The organism is Burkholderia sp. E168m22 (genome assembly GCF_001319805.1).
Classification (GTDB): Bacteria; Pseudomonadota; Gammaproteobacteria; order Burkholderiales; family Burkholderiaceae; genus Burkholderia; species Burkholderia orbicola.
On the sequence record NZ_BBSK01000101.1, the window covers coordinates 101,223 to 119,443 of the forward strand.

General features: G+C 67.5%; 16 protein-coding genes. 1 reads left to right on the forward strand and 15 read right to left on the reverse strand.

Features of this window, described 5'->3' with window-relative positions; translation table 11 throughout:
- Positions 1-3: 3 nt before the first annotated feature.
- The 7 genes from AP428_RS23035 to AP428_RS23065 form a co-directional block, all read right to left on the reverse strand.
- The gene (locus AP428_RS23035; RefSeq protein ID WP_011548193.1) at positions 4-1,149 is read right to left on the reverse strand and encodes a glycosyltransferase family 4 protein; all 1,146 of its coding nucleotides are present in this window, start codon (positions 1,147-1,149) and stop codon (positions 4-6) included.
- A gap of 43 nt (positions 1,150-1,192) precedes the next feature.
- Complete coding sequence (locus AP428_RS23040) at positions 1,193-2,152, reverse strand: glycosyltransferase family 2 protein (protein WP_011548194.1); 960 nt, start codon at positions 2,150-2,152, stop codon at positions 1,193-1,195.
- Between the two features lie 62 nt (positions 2,153-2,214).
- Positions 2,215-4,440: a polysaccharide biosynthesis tyrosine autokinase gene (locus tag AP428_RS23045; protein WP_011548195.1), complete on the reverse strand. Its 2,226-nt coding sequence runs from the start codon at positions 4,438-4,440 to the stop codon at positions 2,215-2,217.
- 50 nt (positions 4,441-4,490) lie between these two features.
- A complete protein-coding gene (locus tag AP428_RS23050; protein WP_012338500.1) occupies positions 4,491-5,669 on the reverse strand; it encodes a polysaccharide biosynthesis/export family protein in 1,179 nt (392 codons plus the stop codon).
- The gene (locus AP428_RS23055) at positions 5,663-6,106 is read right to left on the reverse strand and encodes a low molecular weight protein-tyrosine-phosphatase (RefSeq protein WP_011548197.1); all 444 of its coding nucleotides are present in this window, start codon (positions 6,104-6,106) and stop codon (positions 5,663-5,665) included. Before AP428_RS23055 ends, AP428_RS23050 begins: the two co-directional genes overlap by 7 nt.
- Positions 6,107-6,136: 30 nt before the next feature.
- Positions 6,137-7,549 (reverse strand): UDP-glucose/GDP-mannose dehydrogenase family protein, encoded by a 1,413-nt coding sequence (locus AP428_RS23060; RefSeq protein WP_006479486.1) that lies wholly within the window; start codon positions 7,547-7,549, stop codon positions 6,137-6,139.
- 75 nt (positions 7,550-7,624) lie between these two features.
- Positions 7,625-8,998, reverse strand: a complete 1,374-nt coding sequence (locus AP428_RS23065) for an undecaprenyl-phosphate glucose phosphotransferase (RefSeq protein ID WP_012338501.1) — start codon at positions 8,996-8,998, stop codon at positions 7,625-7,627.
- A 431-nt stretch (positions 8,999-9,429) separates the two neighbouring features.
- Here AP428_RS23065 and AP428_RS23070 point away from each other — a divergent pair, with 431 nt between their 5' ends.
- Positions 9,430-10,986 (forward strand): mannose-1-phosphate guanylyltransferase/mannose-6-phosphate isomerase, encoded by a 1,557-nt coding sequence (locus AP428_RS23070; RefSeq protein ID WP_011548199.1) that lies wholly within the window; start codon positions 9,430-9,432, stop codon positions 10,984-10,986.
- A 118-nt stretch (positions 10,987-11,104) separates the two neighbouring features.
- Here AP428_RS23070 and AP428_RS23075 read toward each other — a convergent pair whose 3' ends face one another.
- The 8 genes from AP428_RS23075 to AP428_RS23110 all read right to left on the reverse strand — a co-directional run bounded on the left by AP428_RS23075 (position 11,105) and on the right by AP428_RS23110 (position 18,145).
- Positions 11,105-12,046 (reverse strand): transposase, encoded by a 942-nt coding sequence (locus AP428_RS23075; protein WP_011548200.1) that lies wholly within the window; start codon positions 12,044-12,046, stop codon positions 11,105-11,107.
- A 735-nt stretch (positions 12,047-12,781) separates the two neighbouring features.
- Positions 12,782-13,363: a DUF3501 family protein gene (locus AP428_RS23080; protein ID WP_011548201.1), complete on the reverse strand. Its 582-nt coding sequence runs from the start codon at positions 13,361-13,363 to the stop codon at positions 12,782-12,784.
- 29 nt (positions 13,364-13,392) lie between these two features.
- Positions 13,393-14,730 (reverse strand): heterodisulfide reductase-related iron-sulfur binding cluster, encoded by a 1,338-nt coding sequence (locus AP428_RS23085; RefSeq protein WP_011548202.1) that lies wholly within the window; start codon positions 14,728-14,730, stop codon positions 13,393-13,395.
- Positions 14,731-14,854: 124 nt separating this feature from the next.
- On the reverse strand, positions 14,855-15,277 hold the full coding sequence (locus AP428_RS23090; protein WP_006479492.1) for a rubrerythrin family protein: 423 nt from the start codon (positions 15,275-15,277) through the stop codon (positions 14,855-14,857).
- 261 nt (positions 15,278-15,538) lie between these two features.
- Positions 15,539-16,807, reverse strand: a complete 1,269-nt coding sequence (locus AP428_RS23095) for an RNA polymerase sigma factor (RefSeq protein WP_011548203.1) — start codon at positions 16,805-16,807, stop codon at positions 15,539-15,541.
- A complete protein-coding gene (locus AP428_RS23100; protein ID WP_006479494.1) occupies positions 16,804-17,220 on the reverse strand; it encodes a VOC family protein in 417 nt (138 codons plus the stop codon). The genes AP428_RS23095 and AP428_RS23100 overlap by 4 nt, the downstream gene beginning before the upstream one ends.
- 26 nt (positions 17,221-17,246) lie before the next feature.
- Complete coding sequence (locus tag AP428_RS23105) at positions 17,247-17,666, reverse strand: YciI family protein (RefSeq protein ID WP_011548204.1); 420 nt, start codon at positions 17,664-17,666, stop codon at positions 17,247-17,249.
- A 125-nt stretch (positions 17,667-17,791) separates the two neighbouring features.
- Positions 17,792-18,145, reverse strand: a complete 354-nt coding sequence (locus AP428_RS23110) for a YciI family protein (RefSeq protein ID WP_011548205.1) — start codon at positions 18,143-18,145, stop codon at positions 17,792-17,794.
- Positions 18,146-18,221: the final 76 nt, after the last annotated feature.

Sequence of the window (18,221 nt, forward strand, 5' to 3'; positions counted from 1 at the left end):
CGCTCACTGCGACGACGCGCTCGAATCGGCGAGCGGCATCGCGACGCCGGCCGGCGCGGGCGTGCGGCGCCGGCGCAGCATGTCGCGCGTGATCCGCACGTGCTGCTCGGCGAACGCCTGCGTGGTCAGGTCGCGTTCGCGCAGGCAGGCGGCGGCCGCCCGCGCGCAGTCGAGCGCCGCCGCCGGGTCGGCGACAAAGCGGTCGGCGGCCTGGCGCATCGCCTGCGCGTCGAACGCCGGCACATAGGCGGCCGTATCGTGCGGGAAATAGTCGCTCAGGCCGCCCACGTCGGATACGATCATCGGCTTGCCGACGGCCGCCGCCTCGAGTATCACCGTGATGCCCGATGCATGGAAATTCGGCCGCAGCGGCACGACGATCACGTCGGCCCACGCGTACAGCTCGTGCTGCTTCGCGAGCCCCGACGCCGGGCCGATCTTCACGTTCGGCGCATGCCATTCGCGCGGCACGCGGCGGCGCGTCGCGAGCCGCACCTCGTAGCGTTCGTCGCCGCCGAACGCGGCGAGGAACGTGCGCCAGTCGCGGTCGCGGTCGTTGCCGATCGCCGCGATCCGCAGCGGCCGGTTCGGTTGCCATTGCCGCGGCTCGACCGGCGGGAAATCCTGCGTGTTGAGCCCGTAATAGACGAATTCGGCTTCGCGCCCGAGATAGCGTCGGCACAGGTCGGCGTTGTCGCGGGCGAGCGTGGTCAGCGCGTCGGCGCGCGCGAGCAGCTTGCGGTACAGCCAGCGGCGCGGGCCGCCGAAACTGCCCCACTTGTCGAACAGCCACACGCTCTGCGCAAGCAGCAGCGGGCGCTTGCCCTGCGCGCCGGCGAGCTTGAGGATCAGCGCGGCGGCCAGATGCTCCTGCTCGGTGTGCGTCCAGATCACGTCGGTCGCGAGCAGCGCCGCGCGATTGCGCCACGCATGCACGATGTCGAAGCCGAGCGCCGCCTTCAGCGCGCGGCGCGCGACGCTCACGACGCGGTTCTCGCCGACGTCCTGCGAATAGGTCAACCGGAATTCGTCGGATTCGGCGTGGTGATAGCCGTACAGGCAGCCGATGTCGTCGCCCTTCCGGTAGGTACGCGGATCGGCGCCATAGAACAGATGGACGTGGACTTGGGTTGCAGCCTTCGTGGTCATGCGAGCCCTCCGGATGTGGCCGCGCGCGGTGCGCGCAGGCCGTTCAAGACGTCACCGGCGGCATCGCCGCACGGTGGGGGGCAAGGTTGGTGCGACGCGCATCGCGGGCGCCGCGGCGCACCGCGCGCCAGTGCGCGAGCACGCGGGCGCGCCGCGCGGTCGGCAGCGCCAGCAGCAGGTGCGCGAAGCCCGGGTAGACGCGCGTGCCGACCAGCGCCCACCACCACCACGCGATCTCGCGCCGGAGCGGCGACAGATGCTCGCGCAGGATCAGGTGCAGGTTGTGCGCGCCGTTGCTGATCGCGTTCAGCGACGCGGCATCGCGCCGATCGTCGTCGAAGCGCTCGGCCGGAAAATGATCGACCGCGATCGCCGGGTCGTAGACGAGCTTCCAGCCTTCGCGCTGCACGTGCATGCTGAAGCCCATGTCGTTGTGCATCTGCGCGCCGGCGCCGCGCAGCCGCGTGTCGAAGCGCAGCCGTTCGATCGCCGCGCGTCGATAGCTCATGTTTGCGCCCTTGAGCATGTCGACTTCGCGCGCGCCGCCCACGCCGAGGTGATGATTGCCGATGATCTTGCCGGACAGCGTGAGCTGGCCGACGAGCTCGCGCGATTCGTCGAGCAGGCGGCCCTTCTCGTGCACCCAGTCGCGTCCGCCGACCGCGCCCACGCGCGGATCGGCCTGGAATACGGCTTCGATGCGCGCAAGCCAGTCGGGGCGCGGCGCCGCATCATCGTCGGTGATCGCGACGATGTCGCCGTTCGCCGAGTCGAGCCCCTTGTTCAGCGCGGCGACCTGCCCCCCCACGTCGACCGGCACGATGCGCAGCGGCAGCGCGCCGCCGACCGCCGGATCGGCGAGCCGTTCGTGCGTGGCGTCGTCCTCCGGGCGCGCGACGACGATCACCTCGTCGGGCAGCCGCTGCTGCCGCTGCAGCGCCAGCAGGCAGCGCGCGAGGTCGGCGGGACGCCGGTAGGTCGGAACGAGCACGGAAATTTTCATCAAGGATTCTCCAGTCGGCCGGGCAGGTGCCGTTCGCGCCGGCCCGGTGTCGTGAAATGCGGTCAAGCGCTCAGGTATTCGTGTACGGCCGCATAGCCGCGGCCGTAGCCGCGCGCCTTCGGCGGCACGCCATTGAAGATCCCGCCCTCCAGATCGACGCCCGCGGTGCGCAGGCGCTTGATCGCGTCGGCGATCTCGCCTTCGGTATGCATGCCCGAGCGCAACACGAGGAACGTCGAGCCGGCCATGCGGCCGATGATGGTCGCGTCGGTCACCGCCAGCACCGGCGGCGAATCGATCAGCACGACGTCGTAGCGCTTGCCGAGCCCTTCGAGGTATTGCGGCAGGCGCGTCGACATCAGCAGTTCCGACGGATTCGGCGGGCGCGTGCCGGCCGCGATGAACGACAGGCCCTGCACCGGCGTCTCGCGGATCGCTTCCTCGAGCGGCGACTGATCGCTCAGCAGCTCGGACAGGCCCGGCTGCACGGTGAGACCGAAGTAGCGGTCGAGCATCCCGCGGCGCATGTCGGCGTCGATCAGCAGCACGCGCTTGCCCGAATGCGCGAGCAGCACCGCGAGGTTGACCGTCAGGAAGCTCTTGCCGATGCCCGGCGTCGGGCCGGTCAGCACGATCACGCGGTTCTTCGCGTCCATCATCGCGAACTGCATCGCGGTGCGCAGGCTGCGCATGCTCTCGACGCTCAGGTCCTTCGGACGCAGGCTCGCGAGGATCGGCCGCGCACGGCTGCCGCCCTTCTCCGCCGCCGCGTCGAGCTTCACCTGCTCGGCGCTTTGCGGCACCAGCCCGTACAGCGGCAGGTTGAACGTGCGCTCGATGCGGTCCGGGTCCTCGATGCCCTGGAACAGGTTGCGGCGCAGGAACACGACGCCCGTGCCGAGGATCAGCCCGAGGAACACGGCGGCCGACAGGATCAGCACCTTCTTCGGCTTGACCGGCGCGCCCGGACGCAGCGCCGAATCGATCAGGTGGATGTTGCCGCCCGTGCCGGCCTTCTGCACCGACAGTTCCTGCACGCGGTTCAGCAGCAGCACGTAGATGTCCTCGGCGACCTTCGCGTCGCGCTGGAGCTGGACCGCCTTCACCTCGGTCGCCGGCAGGCTGCGGAAGCGGTTGCTGAACTTGTCCTTCTCGCCCTGCAGCTCCGCGAGCTGCTGCTTCGCGGCGATCACCATCGGATGCGAATCGGTGAAGCGCTGCGCGAGCGACGCGAGCTGCAGCCGCTGCGCGGCGATCTGCTGTTCGTACTGCACGCTGCCTTCGAGGTAGACCTTCGCCTCGTCGCTCGCGTTGATCGAGCCCGACGTGCGCTGGTATTGCGTGAGCGCGGCTTCCGCGCGTTCGAGGTCGGCCTTCAGGCGCGGCTCCTCGCCCTTCAGGAAGTCGAGCATCTTGGTCGCTTCCGCCTGCTTCGCGACCACGTGCTGGTTCAGGTACGACTGCGCGAGCGCGTTCGCGATCGCGGCGGTCTGGTCCGGGTCCTTGCCTTCGAGCGAGATCTGCACGACGCCCGTCTGCTTGCCCTGCTCGCTCACCTGGATACCGGCCTGGAAGCCGCTGATCGCGTCGAGATCGTTGTAGCGCACCACCGTGAACTGCGTGCCGGGGCGCGCGACCAGCTTCCGCACGAGCAGCGTCACGCCGCCGCCCTGCGCGGCTTCGTCGACACGGCCCGCCAGCAGCCGCGTGCCGTTCTCGTCGACCAGCGAATAGGTGCCGTTCGGGCCGGCCGTCAGCGTCAGCTTCTTGCCTTCGAGCGCCGGCACGACGCTGATCGAGTCGACGTCGGCGACTTCGCCGCCCCACGCATACGACTTCAGGCCGAGCCACGGCCGCGACGGCTCGCCGGGCGTCGCGAGGCGCGCGGCGAGGCTGCCGAGCACCGGCAGCGTCTTCGGCGCGACCGAGAAGTTCAGCTTGAACTGCTCGACGACCGGCGTGACGACACCGCGGCTCTTGATGATCTCGATTTCCGCGTCGGTCGGCGCCTGCTGCGGGCCGCTGTTGATCGACGCGCCCGTCTGCGTCTGCGTGAGCGCCTGCGACGTGTTGTCGTTGCCCTCGACCCGCACGTGCACGTCCGCCTGGTAGACCGGCTTCGCGATGAAGCAGTAGAGGCCGGCGAGCGCGACGACCGTCACCGCGATGCCGATCAGCAGCCAGATGTCGTCCATGATCACCTGGAGCAACTGGCCGAGAACGAAGTCCTCTTCCTCGGTCTTCGCGGTCAGGTCCGCGTAGGAGTGTTTCGCTTGCGTGTTCACCATTCGTTCCCGCTTGAGTGGTGCCGGGGGGCGGACGCCGCCCCGGCGGGCTATCAGCGCGTGATTTGCCGCATGTAGAAGATCGTCTGGATCGTCGGCAGCACCTGCTGCAGCACACGGTTGAACTGCACCGAACCGGCCGTGCTGACGTAGACGACGTCGAGCGGTTGAAGCGGGAAGCGGCTCGACAGCATCAGCGCATCGGGCTGCGTCATGTCGAGGCGGTACACCTCGGGCTTCGTCGGGTTGTCGCGCATCCCGCGCATCACGTAGATCTTGCGCGGGTTCGCGTCGGTGTCGAGAATCCCGCCGCCCGCGGTCAGCGCATCGGCGATGGTCAGCTTGCCCTTGAGCATCGGCACCGTGACCGGCGTCTTGACCTCGCCCATGATGAACACGCGGCTGTCGCTGCGGTCCGGCACGTTGACGATGTCGCCCGGCTGCAGCATCACGTTCTGCTTCACTTCGCCGCGATCGAGCACGCCGTTCGCGTCGAGCGTGTAGAGCTTGCCGTCGCGCGTCAGGCGCACGCGCTGCAGGTCGGCCTCGGCGGTCGAGCCGCCGGAGCGCGAGATCGCGTCGACGAGCGTGAGCGGCACGTCGCTCACCGCGAGCGGGCCCGGCTGCTTCACCTCGCCCGTCACCTGTACCTTCTGGCTGCGGAACGACAGCACGCGCACGTCGAGCTGCGGATTCTTCACGTAGCGCGACAGGCTGGACGCCATCTCGTCGCGGATCTGCGCGACCGTCTTGCCCGCCACGCGGATGCGGCCGACGAACGGGAAGAAGATCGTGCCGTCGGCGGCGACCGTCTGGCCGTACGGATCGGCCTGGCCCGGCAGCGCGGTCGTATACGGCTGCTGCAGCGCGCCCGCGACCGATTGCGTCGTGTTGCCGCCGCTCGAGAACGACTGGCCCTGCGGCGTCGTCAGCTCCGGGTGGTCCCACACGGTGACGCCGAGGATGTCCTGCGGGCCGACGCGATACGTGTACTGCGACGGATCGGTATAGCGCCCGGGCGGCAGCGGATGATCGACCTGCGCTTTCTGCAGCTGGTCCATCACCACTTTGGCGTCGATGTAATGAACCGGATAGGTTTCGGCCGCTTCCTGCCGGCCTTCGTCCTTCAGGTTCGACGAGTCGAGGTAGTTGCCGGGCGCGGTTGCACAGGCTGACAGGAAAGTCGTCAGCGCGACGGCAAGCGCCACCGGGCGCATCGGGCGTTTCAGCATAGTTTCTGTAGCCATCCTTGAACCAGACGTTCGATCAGTGAGTAGCTCTCGCGGTAGTCGGCCTCGGGGCCGCCGTGCGGGTCCGCGATCTCGGCCCCTTCCCACTTGCCGAGCAGGTGAACCTTGCCGCGCGCGAACGGATCGACCGCTTCGACGGCCTTGATCTGTTCGCGCTCGCTGACGAGAATCAGGTCGGCGTCGCGCACGATCCGGCGCGACAGCCGCCGCGAGCGATGGGTCGTCGCATCGACGCCCCGCTCGGCCAGCAGTCGCCGCATCACCGGATCGATGCCGTCGCCGTCGTTCGCGTGCACGCCGGCCGAATGAAACGTCGGGCGCGGGCCGCCGCGCGACGCGGCGTGCGACTTGAACAGCATTTCCGCCGCCGGGCTGCGGCAGACGTTCGCGTGGCAGACGATCAGGATGTTCCGGAACATGGCGTCTCGTAACGAGTGACGGAAAACGGGTTACGCGCTGGCGCGCGCGGCGCCCGGCACGCGAGCGGCGACCGCCTGGCGCGAGCCCGGCCGGCCGATCGGGTGGTACTCGATGCCCTGCTCGCTCATCGTCTCCGGCTCGTACAGGTTGCGGCCGTCGAAGATCACCGGCGTCTTCCACAGGCGGCCGAGCGCGACGAAGTCCGGGCTCTTGAACGCCTTCCATTCGGTGACGATCACGAGCGCATCGGCGTCGCGCGCGGCCTGCGCCTCGTCGTCGACGAACGAGAGGCGTTCGAGCCAGCTCGGGTGATCGGCGAGATCGAGCGCGATCACGCGGCGCGCTTCCTGCTGCGCGACCGGGTCGTACGCGGCGACGCGCGCGCCGCGCGACAGCAGCTCGGCGATCAGCTCGCGGCTCGGCGCTTCACGCATGTCGTCGGTGTTCGGCTTGAAGGCCAAGCCCCACAGCGCGAACGTGCGGCCGCTCAGGTCCTCGCCGAAGCGCGCGACGATCTTCTCGGCGAGCACGCGCTTTTGCGTCGCGTTGACCGACGACACGGCCTTCAGGATCTGCAGCGACTGGCCGTGCTCGTCGGCCGTGCGGATCAACGCCTCGACGTCCTTCGGGAAGCACGAGCCGCCGTAGCCGCAGCCGGCGTACAGGAAGTGATAGCCGATGCGCGGATCGGAGCCGATCCCGCGGCGCACGGCCTCGATGTCGGCGCCGAAGCGGTCGGCGAGGTTCGCCAGCTCGTTCATGAACGAGATACGCGTCGCGAGCATCGCGTTCGCCGCGTATTTCGTGAACTCGGCCGAGCGCACGTCCATGTACAGCGTGCGCTCGTGATTGCGGTTGAACGGCGCGTAGAGCTTCTTCATCAGCTCGCGGGCGCGCTCGCCCGGCACGTCGTCGTCGCAGCCGATCACGATGCGGTCCGGCCGCGTGAAATCGTCGACGGCCGCGCCTTCCTTCAGGAATTCCGGATTCGACACGACCGAGAACATCTGGTCGCCGCCGCGCTTCGCGAGCTCCTCGGCGACCGCCGCGCGCACGCGCTCGGCCGTGCCGACCGGCACCGTCGACTTGTCGACGATCACCTTGAAGCCGGTCATGTAGCGGCCGATGTTGCGCGCCGCCGCGAGCACGTATTGCAGATCGGCCGAGCCGTCCTCGTCGGGCGGCGTGCCGACCGCGATGAACTGCACGTCGCCGTGCGCGACCGCGGCCTCGATGTCGGTCGAGAAGCGCAGGCGGCCGGCCGAGCGGTTGCGCGCGATGACTTCCTTCAGGCCCGGCTCGTGGATCGGCACGCCGCCGTTGTTCAGGATGTCGATCTTTGCCTGGTCGACGTCGAGACAGAACACGTCGTGCCCGATGTCGGCGAGACAGGCGCCGGTGACGAGCCCTACGTAACCGCTGCCGATGATAGTCAGATTCATGATGTGTCGGACCCCTTGACCAATGATTCGAAATTCGTAAAACCGGAATTGCCTGCGTGACGCGGCGCGTCGGTGTCAGTACGCGTTGCTGCCGGTGAAGCCTTTCCACAGCGTCAGCACGACGATCTTGATATCGAGCCAGAACGACCAGTTCTGCATGTAGTAAAGGTCGAGCTTCACGCGGCCCATCATCTTCTCGATCTGGTCGGTCTCGCCGCGATAGCCGTTGATCTGCGCCCACCCGGTGATGCCCGGCTTGATCCGATAGCGGAACATGTAGCCCTTGACCAGATCCTTGTAGATGTCGTCGTGCGCGAGCGCATGCGGACGCGGCCCCACCACCGACATCTCGCCCTTCAGCACGTTGATGAACTGCGGCAGCTCGTCGAGGCTCGTGCGGCGCAGGAACCGGCCGACCGGCGTCACGCGCGAGTCGTTCTTGGTCGCCTGCGTGACCTGCCCGGCCACTTCCTGGTGCACCTTCATCGAGCGAAACTTGTAGATCTCGAACTCGTGCCCGTCGATACCCTTGCGCTTCTGCCGAAAGAACACCGGCCCGCGCGAGGTCAGCTTGATCAGCGCCGCGATCAGCACCATCACCGGCGCGAGCGCCGTGAGCGCCGCCAGCGCGAACAGCCGGTCGAACACGAACTTCGGCAAGATCCGCACGTCGGTGATCGGCGACGCCGCGAGGTTGATCGCCGGCACGCCGAGCACCTCGACCACTTCCTGGTTGAAGAACGACAGCGTGCGCACGTCCGGAATGAAGCGGATGTTCACGAAGTCGTGGCGAAACACCGTCACGATCTGATGAATCCGGCGCTCCTCCGTGATCGGCAGCGTGAGCCACAGCTCGCTGATCGCGCGGCTGCGCACCAGCCACACCAGCGATTCGAACTGCCGCTCGATCCGCACGTCGTCGAGCGCGACTTCGCCCGGCGCCTCGCTTTCGTCGTACACGCACACCGGGTTGAAGCCGGCTTCCGGCCGCGCCCGCATCTGCGCGATCAGCCGCCGCGCCGCCGGCGTGCCGCCGACGATCGCCACCGCCTTCAGGTTGTAGCCGCCGCGGCGCAATTGCCGCAGCACGACGTGCACGCAAGCCTTCGAGCCGGCGAGCAGCACCGTCGTCGCGAGCGCCCAGTAACCGAGCCACAGCCGCGACAGGTCGCCCGACTGGTGAAAGCTGAAACTCATCAGGATGCCCGCGAGCTCGACCGCGAGCCACGCGAACACGACCCGCCCCATCAGTCCGACGAGGCGCTTGCCGCGCCACGACTGGTAGATGCCGAAGGCCGGAAAGAACACGACGACCAGCAGGCAGTCGAACAGCACCGTCGTGCGCTGCAGGTCGCTGAGCCCGATGCTGCCGCCGTGCAGCGCGGCCGCGATCAGCGCGCCCGTCACGACCATCGCGATATCGATGACTCTCGCCAGCACGCTCAACATGTCTGTTTCCTCTTCTTTGAACAGGCGTTTGCCGAACAGCGCCTTGTGCAGCCCGTGCCGCACATTCGAATCAAACGTTGCATGACGCTATTGAAGCGACAAGAAAATTCATCCTCAAGCGCACAAGTATTTCGAAAAATAATCGGAAATTCTTGCCGCGATCTTTTTTAATTAAATCGGCAGGTTTTCCCGAATGGGCGGGAAATGGAGATTTTTTCTGAGTCGTTACGCCTTCCGCTCACCCTTTGCGGGCGGTCGCGTCCGGCCGGCGCCCGGAATTATTTTTTACTTTTTTATTTCCGGCCGATGCTACCGCGGAAAATTCTCCCGGATGAATGCGTGGCGGATATCCGCCATTGGGTCCGGTTTTATTGTCGATTTACTTCATGCTACAACGACAGGCACTGACTTCAACCGTGGAGAGTGTCATCATGAATGCTCCGGCAGTGGTCGCCGAAACGCGCCATTCTTCTTCCGCCGCACCCGCAGCTGGCACACCCGCAGCCGGTATGCCCGCCGTCGGCACACGTCTCGCCGTGCAGCCCGTGATTCTCGCCGGCGGTTCCGGCACGCGCCTGTGGCCGATGTCGCGCGAGCGTTTTCCGAAACAGCTGATCGGACTGCTCGGCGATCACTCGCTGCTGCAATCCACCGCGCTGCGCCTCGACGGCCTGACGGCCGACTACCCGCTGAACGACGACGTGCTGATCGTGTGCGGCGAGGATCATCGCTTCACGACCGCCGAACAGCTGCGCCTGACGGCCAGGAACGCGACCATCATGCTCGAGCCGCTCGGCCGCGACACCGCGCCGGCGCTGACGCTCGCCGCGCTGCGGCTCGTCGCGAACGGCAACGACGCGGTGATGACCGTGATGCCGGCCGACCATGCGGTCGCCGACCTGCCGCGCTTTCACGCGGCCGTCGCGGCCGGCGTGCACTGCGCGGCGCAAGGCAAGATCGCGACGATGGGCATCGTGCCCAAGCACGCGGAAACCGGCTACGGCTACATTCGCGTCGGCGCACCGCTCGGCGACGCCGGAACGGGCACTCTCGACGTGCGCCGCCTTGACCGTTTCGTCGAGAAGCCGCACCTCGAGCTCGCGCAGCAGTACGTCGCGTCGGGCGAATACTGGTGGAACAGCGGCATCTTCATCGTGCGCGCGTCGGTGTGGCTGAACGCGATCCGGCAGCTCGAACCGGCAATCTACGCGGCCTGCGCACAGGCCGTCGCACAGGGCAAGGAAGACGGCGATTTCTTCCGCGTCGATCGCGACGCATTCGCCGCGTCGCCGTCGAACTCGATCGACTACGCAGTGATGGAGCCGCTCGCGAGCCAGCCGCAACTGTGCGAAAGCGTCGTCGTGCCGCTCGATGCGGGCTGGTCCGACGTCGGTTCGTGGGACGCGATCTGGCAGATCTCGCCGAAGGACGAGAGCGGCAACGTCGGCCGCGGCCACGTGCTGTTCGAAGGCGCCGATTCGACGTTCGCGCATTCGGAAAGCCGGCTCGTCGCCTGCGTCGGCACGCAGAACCTGGTCGTCGTCGAAACGCCCGACGCCGTGCTCGTCGCGGATAAATCGCGCGTGCAGGACGTGAAGAAGATCGTCGGGCACATCAAGGCGCGACAAGGCACCGAAGCGACCGATCACCGCAAGGTGCATCGTCCGTGGGGCCACTACGACTCGGTCGACACCGGCGAGCGCTTCCAGGTGAAGCGCATCGTCGTAAAGCCGGGCGCGCAGCTGTCGCTGCAGATGCACCATCACCGCGCCGAACACTGGATCGTCGTGCGCGGCACCGCGCGCATCACGCGCGGCGACGAAACGTTCCTGCTCTCCGAAAACGAATCGACGTACATTCCGCTCGGCGTCTCGCACCGCCTGGAGAACCCGGGCAAGATGCCGCTCGAGCTGATCGAAGTGCAGTCGGGCGCGTATCTCGGCGAGGACGACATCGTCCGCTTCGACGATACCTACGGTCGGCAGTAACGCGTCATGCAACAAAGGGCGCCGCTTATACAGCGGCGCCCGGGCAGACATGGAGATACGGGATTTTCGCGCGGGCGTCGTGGCACACGACGGCCCGCGCGTTGCACGGCAACGGCGATCAGCCTACGCGGTACGCATATTCGCGACGCTCCGACTGCACGGGATCGTTGCGGCTTTCCGACAACACGCCCGCGCGACGCTCGGCGATGAAGCGCTTGATGTCCGATTCCGCGCGCGCCAGCGCCGACAAGCCGGCCAGCACCTCGCCTTGCGGCTCGCGCGCCGGCGCGTCGCTCGCACCGTGGCGATCGATCCACTGGCGCGCCCACTCGAGCGCATACTGCTCCGCTGCCTCGGCGTCGGTGAAGCGCGGGCCGATCAGGCCCGAGCGTTCGACGCGCCGGTCGTCCTGCGAGATCTCGGCCCACGCGCGATACATCAGGTTCTGCACGGGCTGCGCGATGCCGCTGATCGTATAGCCGCGATACTCGTCGACCTGCGGCTCGGCCGCGGCGAAGCTCGCCGCCGACGCGCGCACATGGCGCAGCTCCGCAGCCGGCGCGCCGGGCACCGCGAACGACACGTCGGCGCGGCCGTCCACCTGGTCGGCCGACAGCGTGCTCAACGACGCACCTTCGCCCTCCCAAACGTTTGCCTGCGCAACCGGCAATTGCCACGACTCGGGGTTCTGCCAGAACACGCCGCGCAAACGGTCGTTGTCGGGCACCGGCTCCGCGCGGCGAGCCGGCACGACCGCCTCCGGCGGCGGCGGAATATACGCGAACGTGCGCCCGCTGAACTGGGTCAGCACGTCGATCATCTTCAGCAGCGTGCCGTTCGCGAGCCACTCCTCGTAGCGGCGGCGGCACGTCGGCCCGGACGGATAGCGGCCGGGCAGCTTTGACCAGGCTTCCCCGGTCGTCAGGATCCACAGCACCGCGTTGGCGACGACACGCGGTTCGGCGCGTGGACGCCCGCGACGGTTCAGCCGGATGGGTTCATCGGCGATCAGCGCTGAAAGGCGAAACCACTCTTCATCGTTAAGCTCATCGAAGAACATAGTCGATCTCTCCACGCAGCCAGGCCGGGGCTGCGATTGGCGGCGCCGTCGCGACACTTCGCGTCGCGGGGCGGCCAGGTTGCACATTATGGTTATCCGGCGTTGTGCATACCGGGCGACACCGCACTTTCTCGGTGCCGCGATTCCCGGCAATGGCGCACAAATCGCGGTCTCACTCCAATGTGGGAATTTTTGTGCACGAAGCATACCATCCCTAGGGTTTATCTCAATATGACAATGACTTAATGTTACGCACTGAAACAACCTGCCATGGGCGGGCAAACCATTTATGCTTGAATTTTTTTGCGAGATCTTTATGCCGATGGCTGCAAAGGCCCGTCTGGCGGGGCTCCGCAGCGTCTGAAGAATGCGCTTAAACAGGCGGTTTCGGGCTGCTCCGGCCCCTGCCGGCGACACCACCCGGAATAGCCTCCGAAAATCGGTAAATCAGGGGAAAATTCGTAACAAGATATTCACGAATCGGTAAATCGTTCAAATTGAGCTGAATCAAATTATCTTCATGCACAATCTCTTTATTGTTTCCCTGCGAGTGATGAAAACACGCTGACGCCGCATGCCCAATGTGTCCCCGCATGCAAATCCGTCACGCTTGTTACAACTTCGCGGCGAGCGCCACGCGGCCGCGCCGCAGGGCGTGAGGCGCTGCTTTCTTCGGGTCGGAACGGAAAAGCGCAGACCGGCGTGCACGGGCACGCGACGGCGGCAACCGTGGCGCTAGCGCAGATCGCCCGCGAGCGATGCGGCCACGTCCGCGTCCACCCGCTGCGGCGGCATCGTGTAGGCCGGGTGATCGCAGCCGATCGACAGCGCCGCCCCGCCCTTGAGCGCCGCGCGCATCGGCGCATCGAACTCGAAGCGGACGAAGTGCACGGCCGAGGTTTTCTCCGCGTTGTCGCGCTCGAGATCCTCGTCGGCGATCGCGTAGACGCTCGCGTATCCGTCGACCTGCAGGTACACGCGATCCTCGACACCGATCAGCCGCGCGAGCGCCGCGCGCCGTTCGATCTCGTGCTCGTACTCGATCTGCATCGTCGCCTTCAGGTTGGTGCCGTCGGGCACCAGCGGCAGATACGCTTCCAGCTCCCCTTCGATGCCGGCTTCGTCGAAGATCTTCTCGATGTGCAGCATCTCGTGGATCTGGTAGCGGATCGTCGTCTCGTCCTCGAACAGGAAACGCAGGTGGTTGCCGAGCGCCACCGCGCGGCGGCGCTTGTACGCGACGAGCCGCGCGTGTTCGGCCTTGCGGATCTTCGCGTACGCTTCGAGCGTCAGCAGGGAGTCGCGGGTCAGCGTCATGGATGTCCTCGTGAATGGCCGGCAGCGGCTCAGATGCCGTACGCGCGACGCAGCAGCGTCAGCGGATGCGCGAGCGGCGCTTCCGGCAGCCCCTTCTCGTCGATGCCCTGCGCGATGTGATGGCCGGCGAGCGCGCAGTCGGACGACACGACATCCGGCCGCGGCTCGGCCATCGCCTTGAACACCGGCGCGCCGATCCGCATCGCGTCCGCGTGAAATGCCTTCTTCACGCCGAACGTGCCCGCATGGCCGGAGCAACGCTCGACGACGTTCACGCGCGTATCGGGCACCAGCGACAGCGCATCGGCCGTCTTGCGGCCGATGTTCTGCACGCGCGCGTGGCACGGCACGTGATACGACACGGTGCCGAGGCCGGTCTTGAAATCGGTCTTGAGCAACCCGTCGCGGTGCCGCGCGATCACGTATTCGAACGGGTCCCAGAACGCGTCGGCCACCGCGCGCACGGCTGCGTCGCCGGGGAACATCAGCGGCAGCTCGCTCTTGTACATCAGCACGCAGCTCGGAATCGCGCCGATCAATGCATAGCCTTCGCGCGCGTAGCGCTCGAGCACCGGGATGTTGATGGCCTTCTTCGCGGCGACGCCGTCGAGATTGCCCTGCTCGAGCAGCGGCATCCCGCAGCACGCTTCGCGCGTGACGAGTTCGTACGGGATCTCGTTGTGCGCGAGGATCGCGAGCAGGTCGTGGCCGATTCCCGGCTCGTTGAAATTCACGTAGCACGTCGCGTAGATCGCGACCTTGCCGGGCGTGCGTTCGCCGTCGCGCACGGGCGGGTCGTCCGAGCGCGTGGCGGCGCGCCGGAACGTGCGCGGCGCGAATTCCGGCAGCCACGCATGGCGATCGACACCAAGCGCCGCTTCGAGCGCGTGGCGCGCGGGCGGCGTGCGGTTCACCGCGTTGATCGTCTGCGTGACGACCGGAATGCCCGCGAAATGGCCGAGCGCATCGGTATTCGACAGCACCTTGTCGCGCAGCGGCGCTTCGCCGCGTTTGTAGCGCGCGGCCTTGGCGCGCAGCATCAGGTGCGGGAAATCGACGTTCCATGCGTGCGGCGGCACGTACGGACATTTCGTCATGTAGCAGAGATCGCACAGATAGCACTGGTCGACGACCTTGCCGAACGCGGCCTTCGGCACTTCCTCGACGTCGCCCATCGGCGTGTCGTCGACCAGGTCGAACAGCGCTGGGAACGCGCCGCACAACGACACGCAGCGCCGGCAGCCGGCGCAAATGTCGAATACGCGCGTCATTTCCGCATCAATCGCCGCCTGGTCGTAGAACGCTTCGGACTGCCAGTCGAGCGGATGCCGGGTCGGCGCTTCGAGACTGCCTTCCTTGTGGGGCATGGGGCGCTCCCGCGTGGCGCGCATGTGCGCAAGCGCACCGCCCGCACGGTGCGGGCGGCGACGGAACGAACAGCCGGCCGCGAGCCGGTCACGCGGCGCTGCCGGGAGGCCGCGCGGCGGCCCGTCAGTCGACGAGACTGTCCAGCGCCTTCGTGTAGCGGTTCGCGTGGCTGCGTTCGGCCTTCGCGAGCGTCTCGAACCAGTTCGCGATTTCGTCGAAACCTTCGTCGCGCGCGGTCTTCGCCATGCCCGGATACATGTCGGTGTATTCGTGCGTTTCGCCGGCGATCGCCGATTCGAGATTCAGCCGCGACGAACCGAACGGCAAGCCGGTGGCCGGATCGCCGACGGTTTCCAGATATTCGAGATGGCCGTGCGCATGGCCGGTTTCGCCTTCGGCGGTCGAGCGGAACAGCGCGGCGACGTCGTTCTGCCCCTCGACGTCGGCCTTCGAAGCGAAATACAGATAGCGCCGGTTCGCCTGCGATTCGCCCGCGAATGCGGCCTTCAGGTTCTCTTCGGTTTTGCTGCCCTTGAGCTGAGCCATTTGCGCCTCCGTTCGAGTCGGCGCGGCCGCGTGCGACGCCGGGCCGATCAGATATGTGGGGAACGATGCATGCACCGGGCGCGCATCGTGCTCTTCAATCTAGGCGCTCAAGTTCGCATCCCCCAATAGGCTTTTTCAATGCGGGCGATAGTGTGCTGCGCGGGCGGTGGGCGGACGGCCGGGAAGATGGACTGGGCGCGGTCGTCGTGCGTCGTGCGTCGTGCGTCGTGCGTCATAGAGAATGCGTCATACGGCAGCGCGTCACGCATCCATCGCACGCTTGAGCAGCAACTCGCGCTCACGTTCGTTGCGCGTCAACTCCGCCGCGCGGCGGAACTCCAGCTTCGCCTCGTCGGCACGGCCGAGCTTCGCGAGCAGATCGCCGCGCACGCTCGGCAGCCAGTGATAGCGCGCGAGCGCCGGATCGTCGCGCAGCACGTCGACGAGTTCGAGCGCCGCGGCCGGCCCGAACGCCATCCCCACCGCCACCGCGCGATTGAGTTCGACGACCGGCGACGGCGCGACTTCGGCGAGCGCGTCATACAGCGCGACGATCTGCGCCCAGTCCGTGTCCGCCGCCTGTCGCGCACGCGCATGGCACGCGGCGAGCGCGGCCTGCAGCGCATACGGCCCGCGCACGCCGCCGAGCTTCGTCGCCCGCTCCAGCGCCGCGAGGCCGCGCCGGATCAGCAACGGATCCCAGCGGCTGCGGTCCTGGTCGAGCAGCAGCACGGGCCGGCCTTGCGCGTCGACGCGGGCATGCATGCGCGACGCCTGCAGTTCCATCAGCGCGACGAGCCCGAGCACTTCGCTTTCGTCCGGCGCCAGCCCGGCCAGCACGCGGCCGAGGCGCAACGCCTCGTCGCACAGCGCCGGACGCATCCAGTCGTCGCCGGCAGTCGCCGCATGGCCTTCGTTGAACACGAGGTAGATCACTTCGAGCACGGACGCGAGCCGCGCCGGCCGCGCATCGGCCGCTGGCACCTCGAACGGCACGTGCGCCGCCGCGAGCGTGCGCTTCGCGCGCACGATCCGCTGCGCGATCGTCGGCTCCGGCGTCAGGAATGCGCGCGCGATCTCGCCCGTCGTCAGCCCGCCGAGCAGCCGCAGCGTCAGCGCGACGCGCGCGTCGGTCGACAGCACCGGGTGGCACGACGTGAAGATCAGCCGCAGCAGGTCGTCGCCGATGTCGTCGTCGCCCGCATCGGCGATCGCGTCCGCGATGTCGGGGACGACGTGCGCCTCGAGCGCGTCCATCTCGTGGCCGAGCTGGTCGCGCTTCGCCGCATGAAGCGACTCCTGCCGGACCCGGTCGAGCGCGCGCCGCTTCACGGCCGTCATCAGCCAGGCGGCCGGGTTGTCGGGCACGCCGTCGACGGGCCAGTGCTCGAGCGCCGCGACGAGCGTGTCCTGCGCCAGTTCCTCGGCCACGCCGACGTCGCGCACCACCCGCGCGGCCCGCGCGATGATTTTCGGCGCCTCGATTCGCCAGACCGCTTCGATCGCACGATGCGTCGCCTCATGCGTCACGACGCCTGCCCCTGGGCCGACGCATCCAGCGGCATGGCCATCAGCTCCCACGTATGGCCGTCCGGATCGGTGAACCCGTGGCCGTACATGTTCGGGTACTCGCGCGGCGCCTGCGGCGCGGCCCCGCCGGCCGCCAGCGCCTTCGCGACGAGCGTGTCGACTTCGGCGCGGCTGTCGCACGACAGGCACGACAGCACCTGGATGTGCGTCGCCGGATCGATGATGGTCTTGTCGGTGAAGGTCTGGAAAAACGGCCGCACGAGCAGCATCGCGAAGATCGTGTCGCTGATCTGGATGCACGCGGCCTGCTCGTTGGTATAGGCCGGCACGACCTCGAAGCCGAGCGCCTGGTAGAACGTCTTCGCGCGCGGCAGGTCGGCTACCGGCAGGTTGATGAAAACCATCTTGTGCATGACGGGTGCTCCCGGTGAGGTTGGATTCAGGCGTGGCTGCGGCCGACGTGGAGATCGCGGAACCGCTCGACCGCGTCGCTCGGCGTGAGGTCGTCGAGCTCGAACAGCGGCCGCACCTCGATCTCGCAATCGAGCTCGGCGCCGAACGGCGCGGGGAACCGGCGCGTCCATTCGAGCGCCTCGTCGCGCGAGCGCACCTGGATCAGCGTATAGCCGGCGATCAGTTCCTTCGTTTCGGCGAACGGGCCGTCGATCACCGTGCCCTTGCCGCCGGTGTAGCGCACCCGCCAGCCGTGGGCGCTCGGCCTCAGGCCGTTGGCGTCGAGCAGCACGCCGGCCTTCGCCAGTTCCTCGTGATAGACCGTCATGGCCTCGACCAGCCGGTTGTCCGGCAACGCGTCGGATTCGCTGACGGCGTTCGCCCGGATCATGATCATGAATCGCATCGTTTACTCCTTGTCGTCGGTGGAAGGCGGCGCCCGTTCCGCGGCGCCTTATCCGGACGACGGACGAAAGACGGCCGGATCGACACGCGCCACGACAAATCAGGGTAAATACCGAGTCGCGACGTTCACAGGAAGCACGGGCCGACCGCGCGCACCTCGACCGTGCACCATTGCGCGGCCGGGCACTGGCGCGCGATCTCGATCGCTTCTTCGCGCGTGGGGACGTCGACGAGGAAGAAGCCGCCGACCATCTCCTTCGCCTCGGCGAACGGGCCGTCGAGCAGCCGCGTCTCGCCGTCGCGCACCTGCACGCGCGTGCCGCGTTCGGACCGCTCCAGCGACTCGACGCCGCGCAGCACGCCGCGCGCCTTCAGCGACTCGGCGAAATCGACCATCCGCGCATAAAGCGCCTGGCCTTCGTCGAGCGTGCGCTCGGCGCGCTGTTCGGTCGGTTCGACAATCAACAGCATGTAAGACATGGATTTCTCCTGTGGGGACGGGGCGCGGCGACATGCGCCGGGCGAGCGGCACACGACGCCCGGTGCGAAAGCGTAA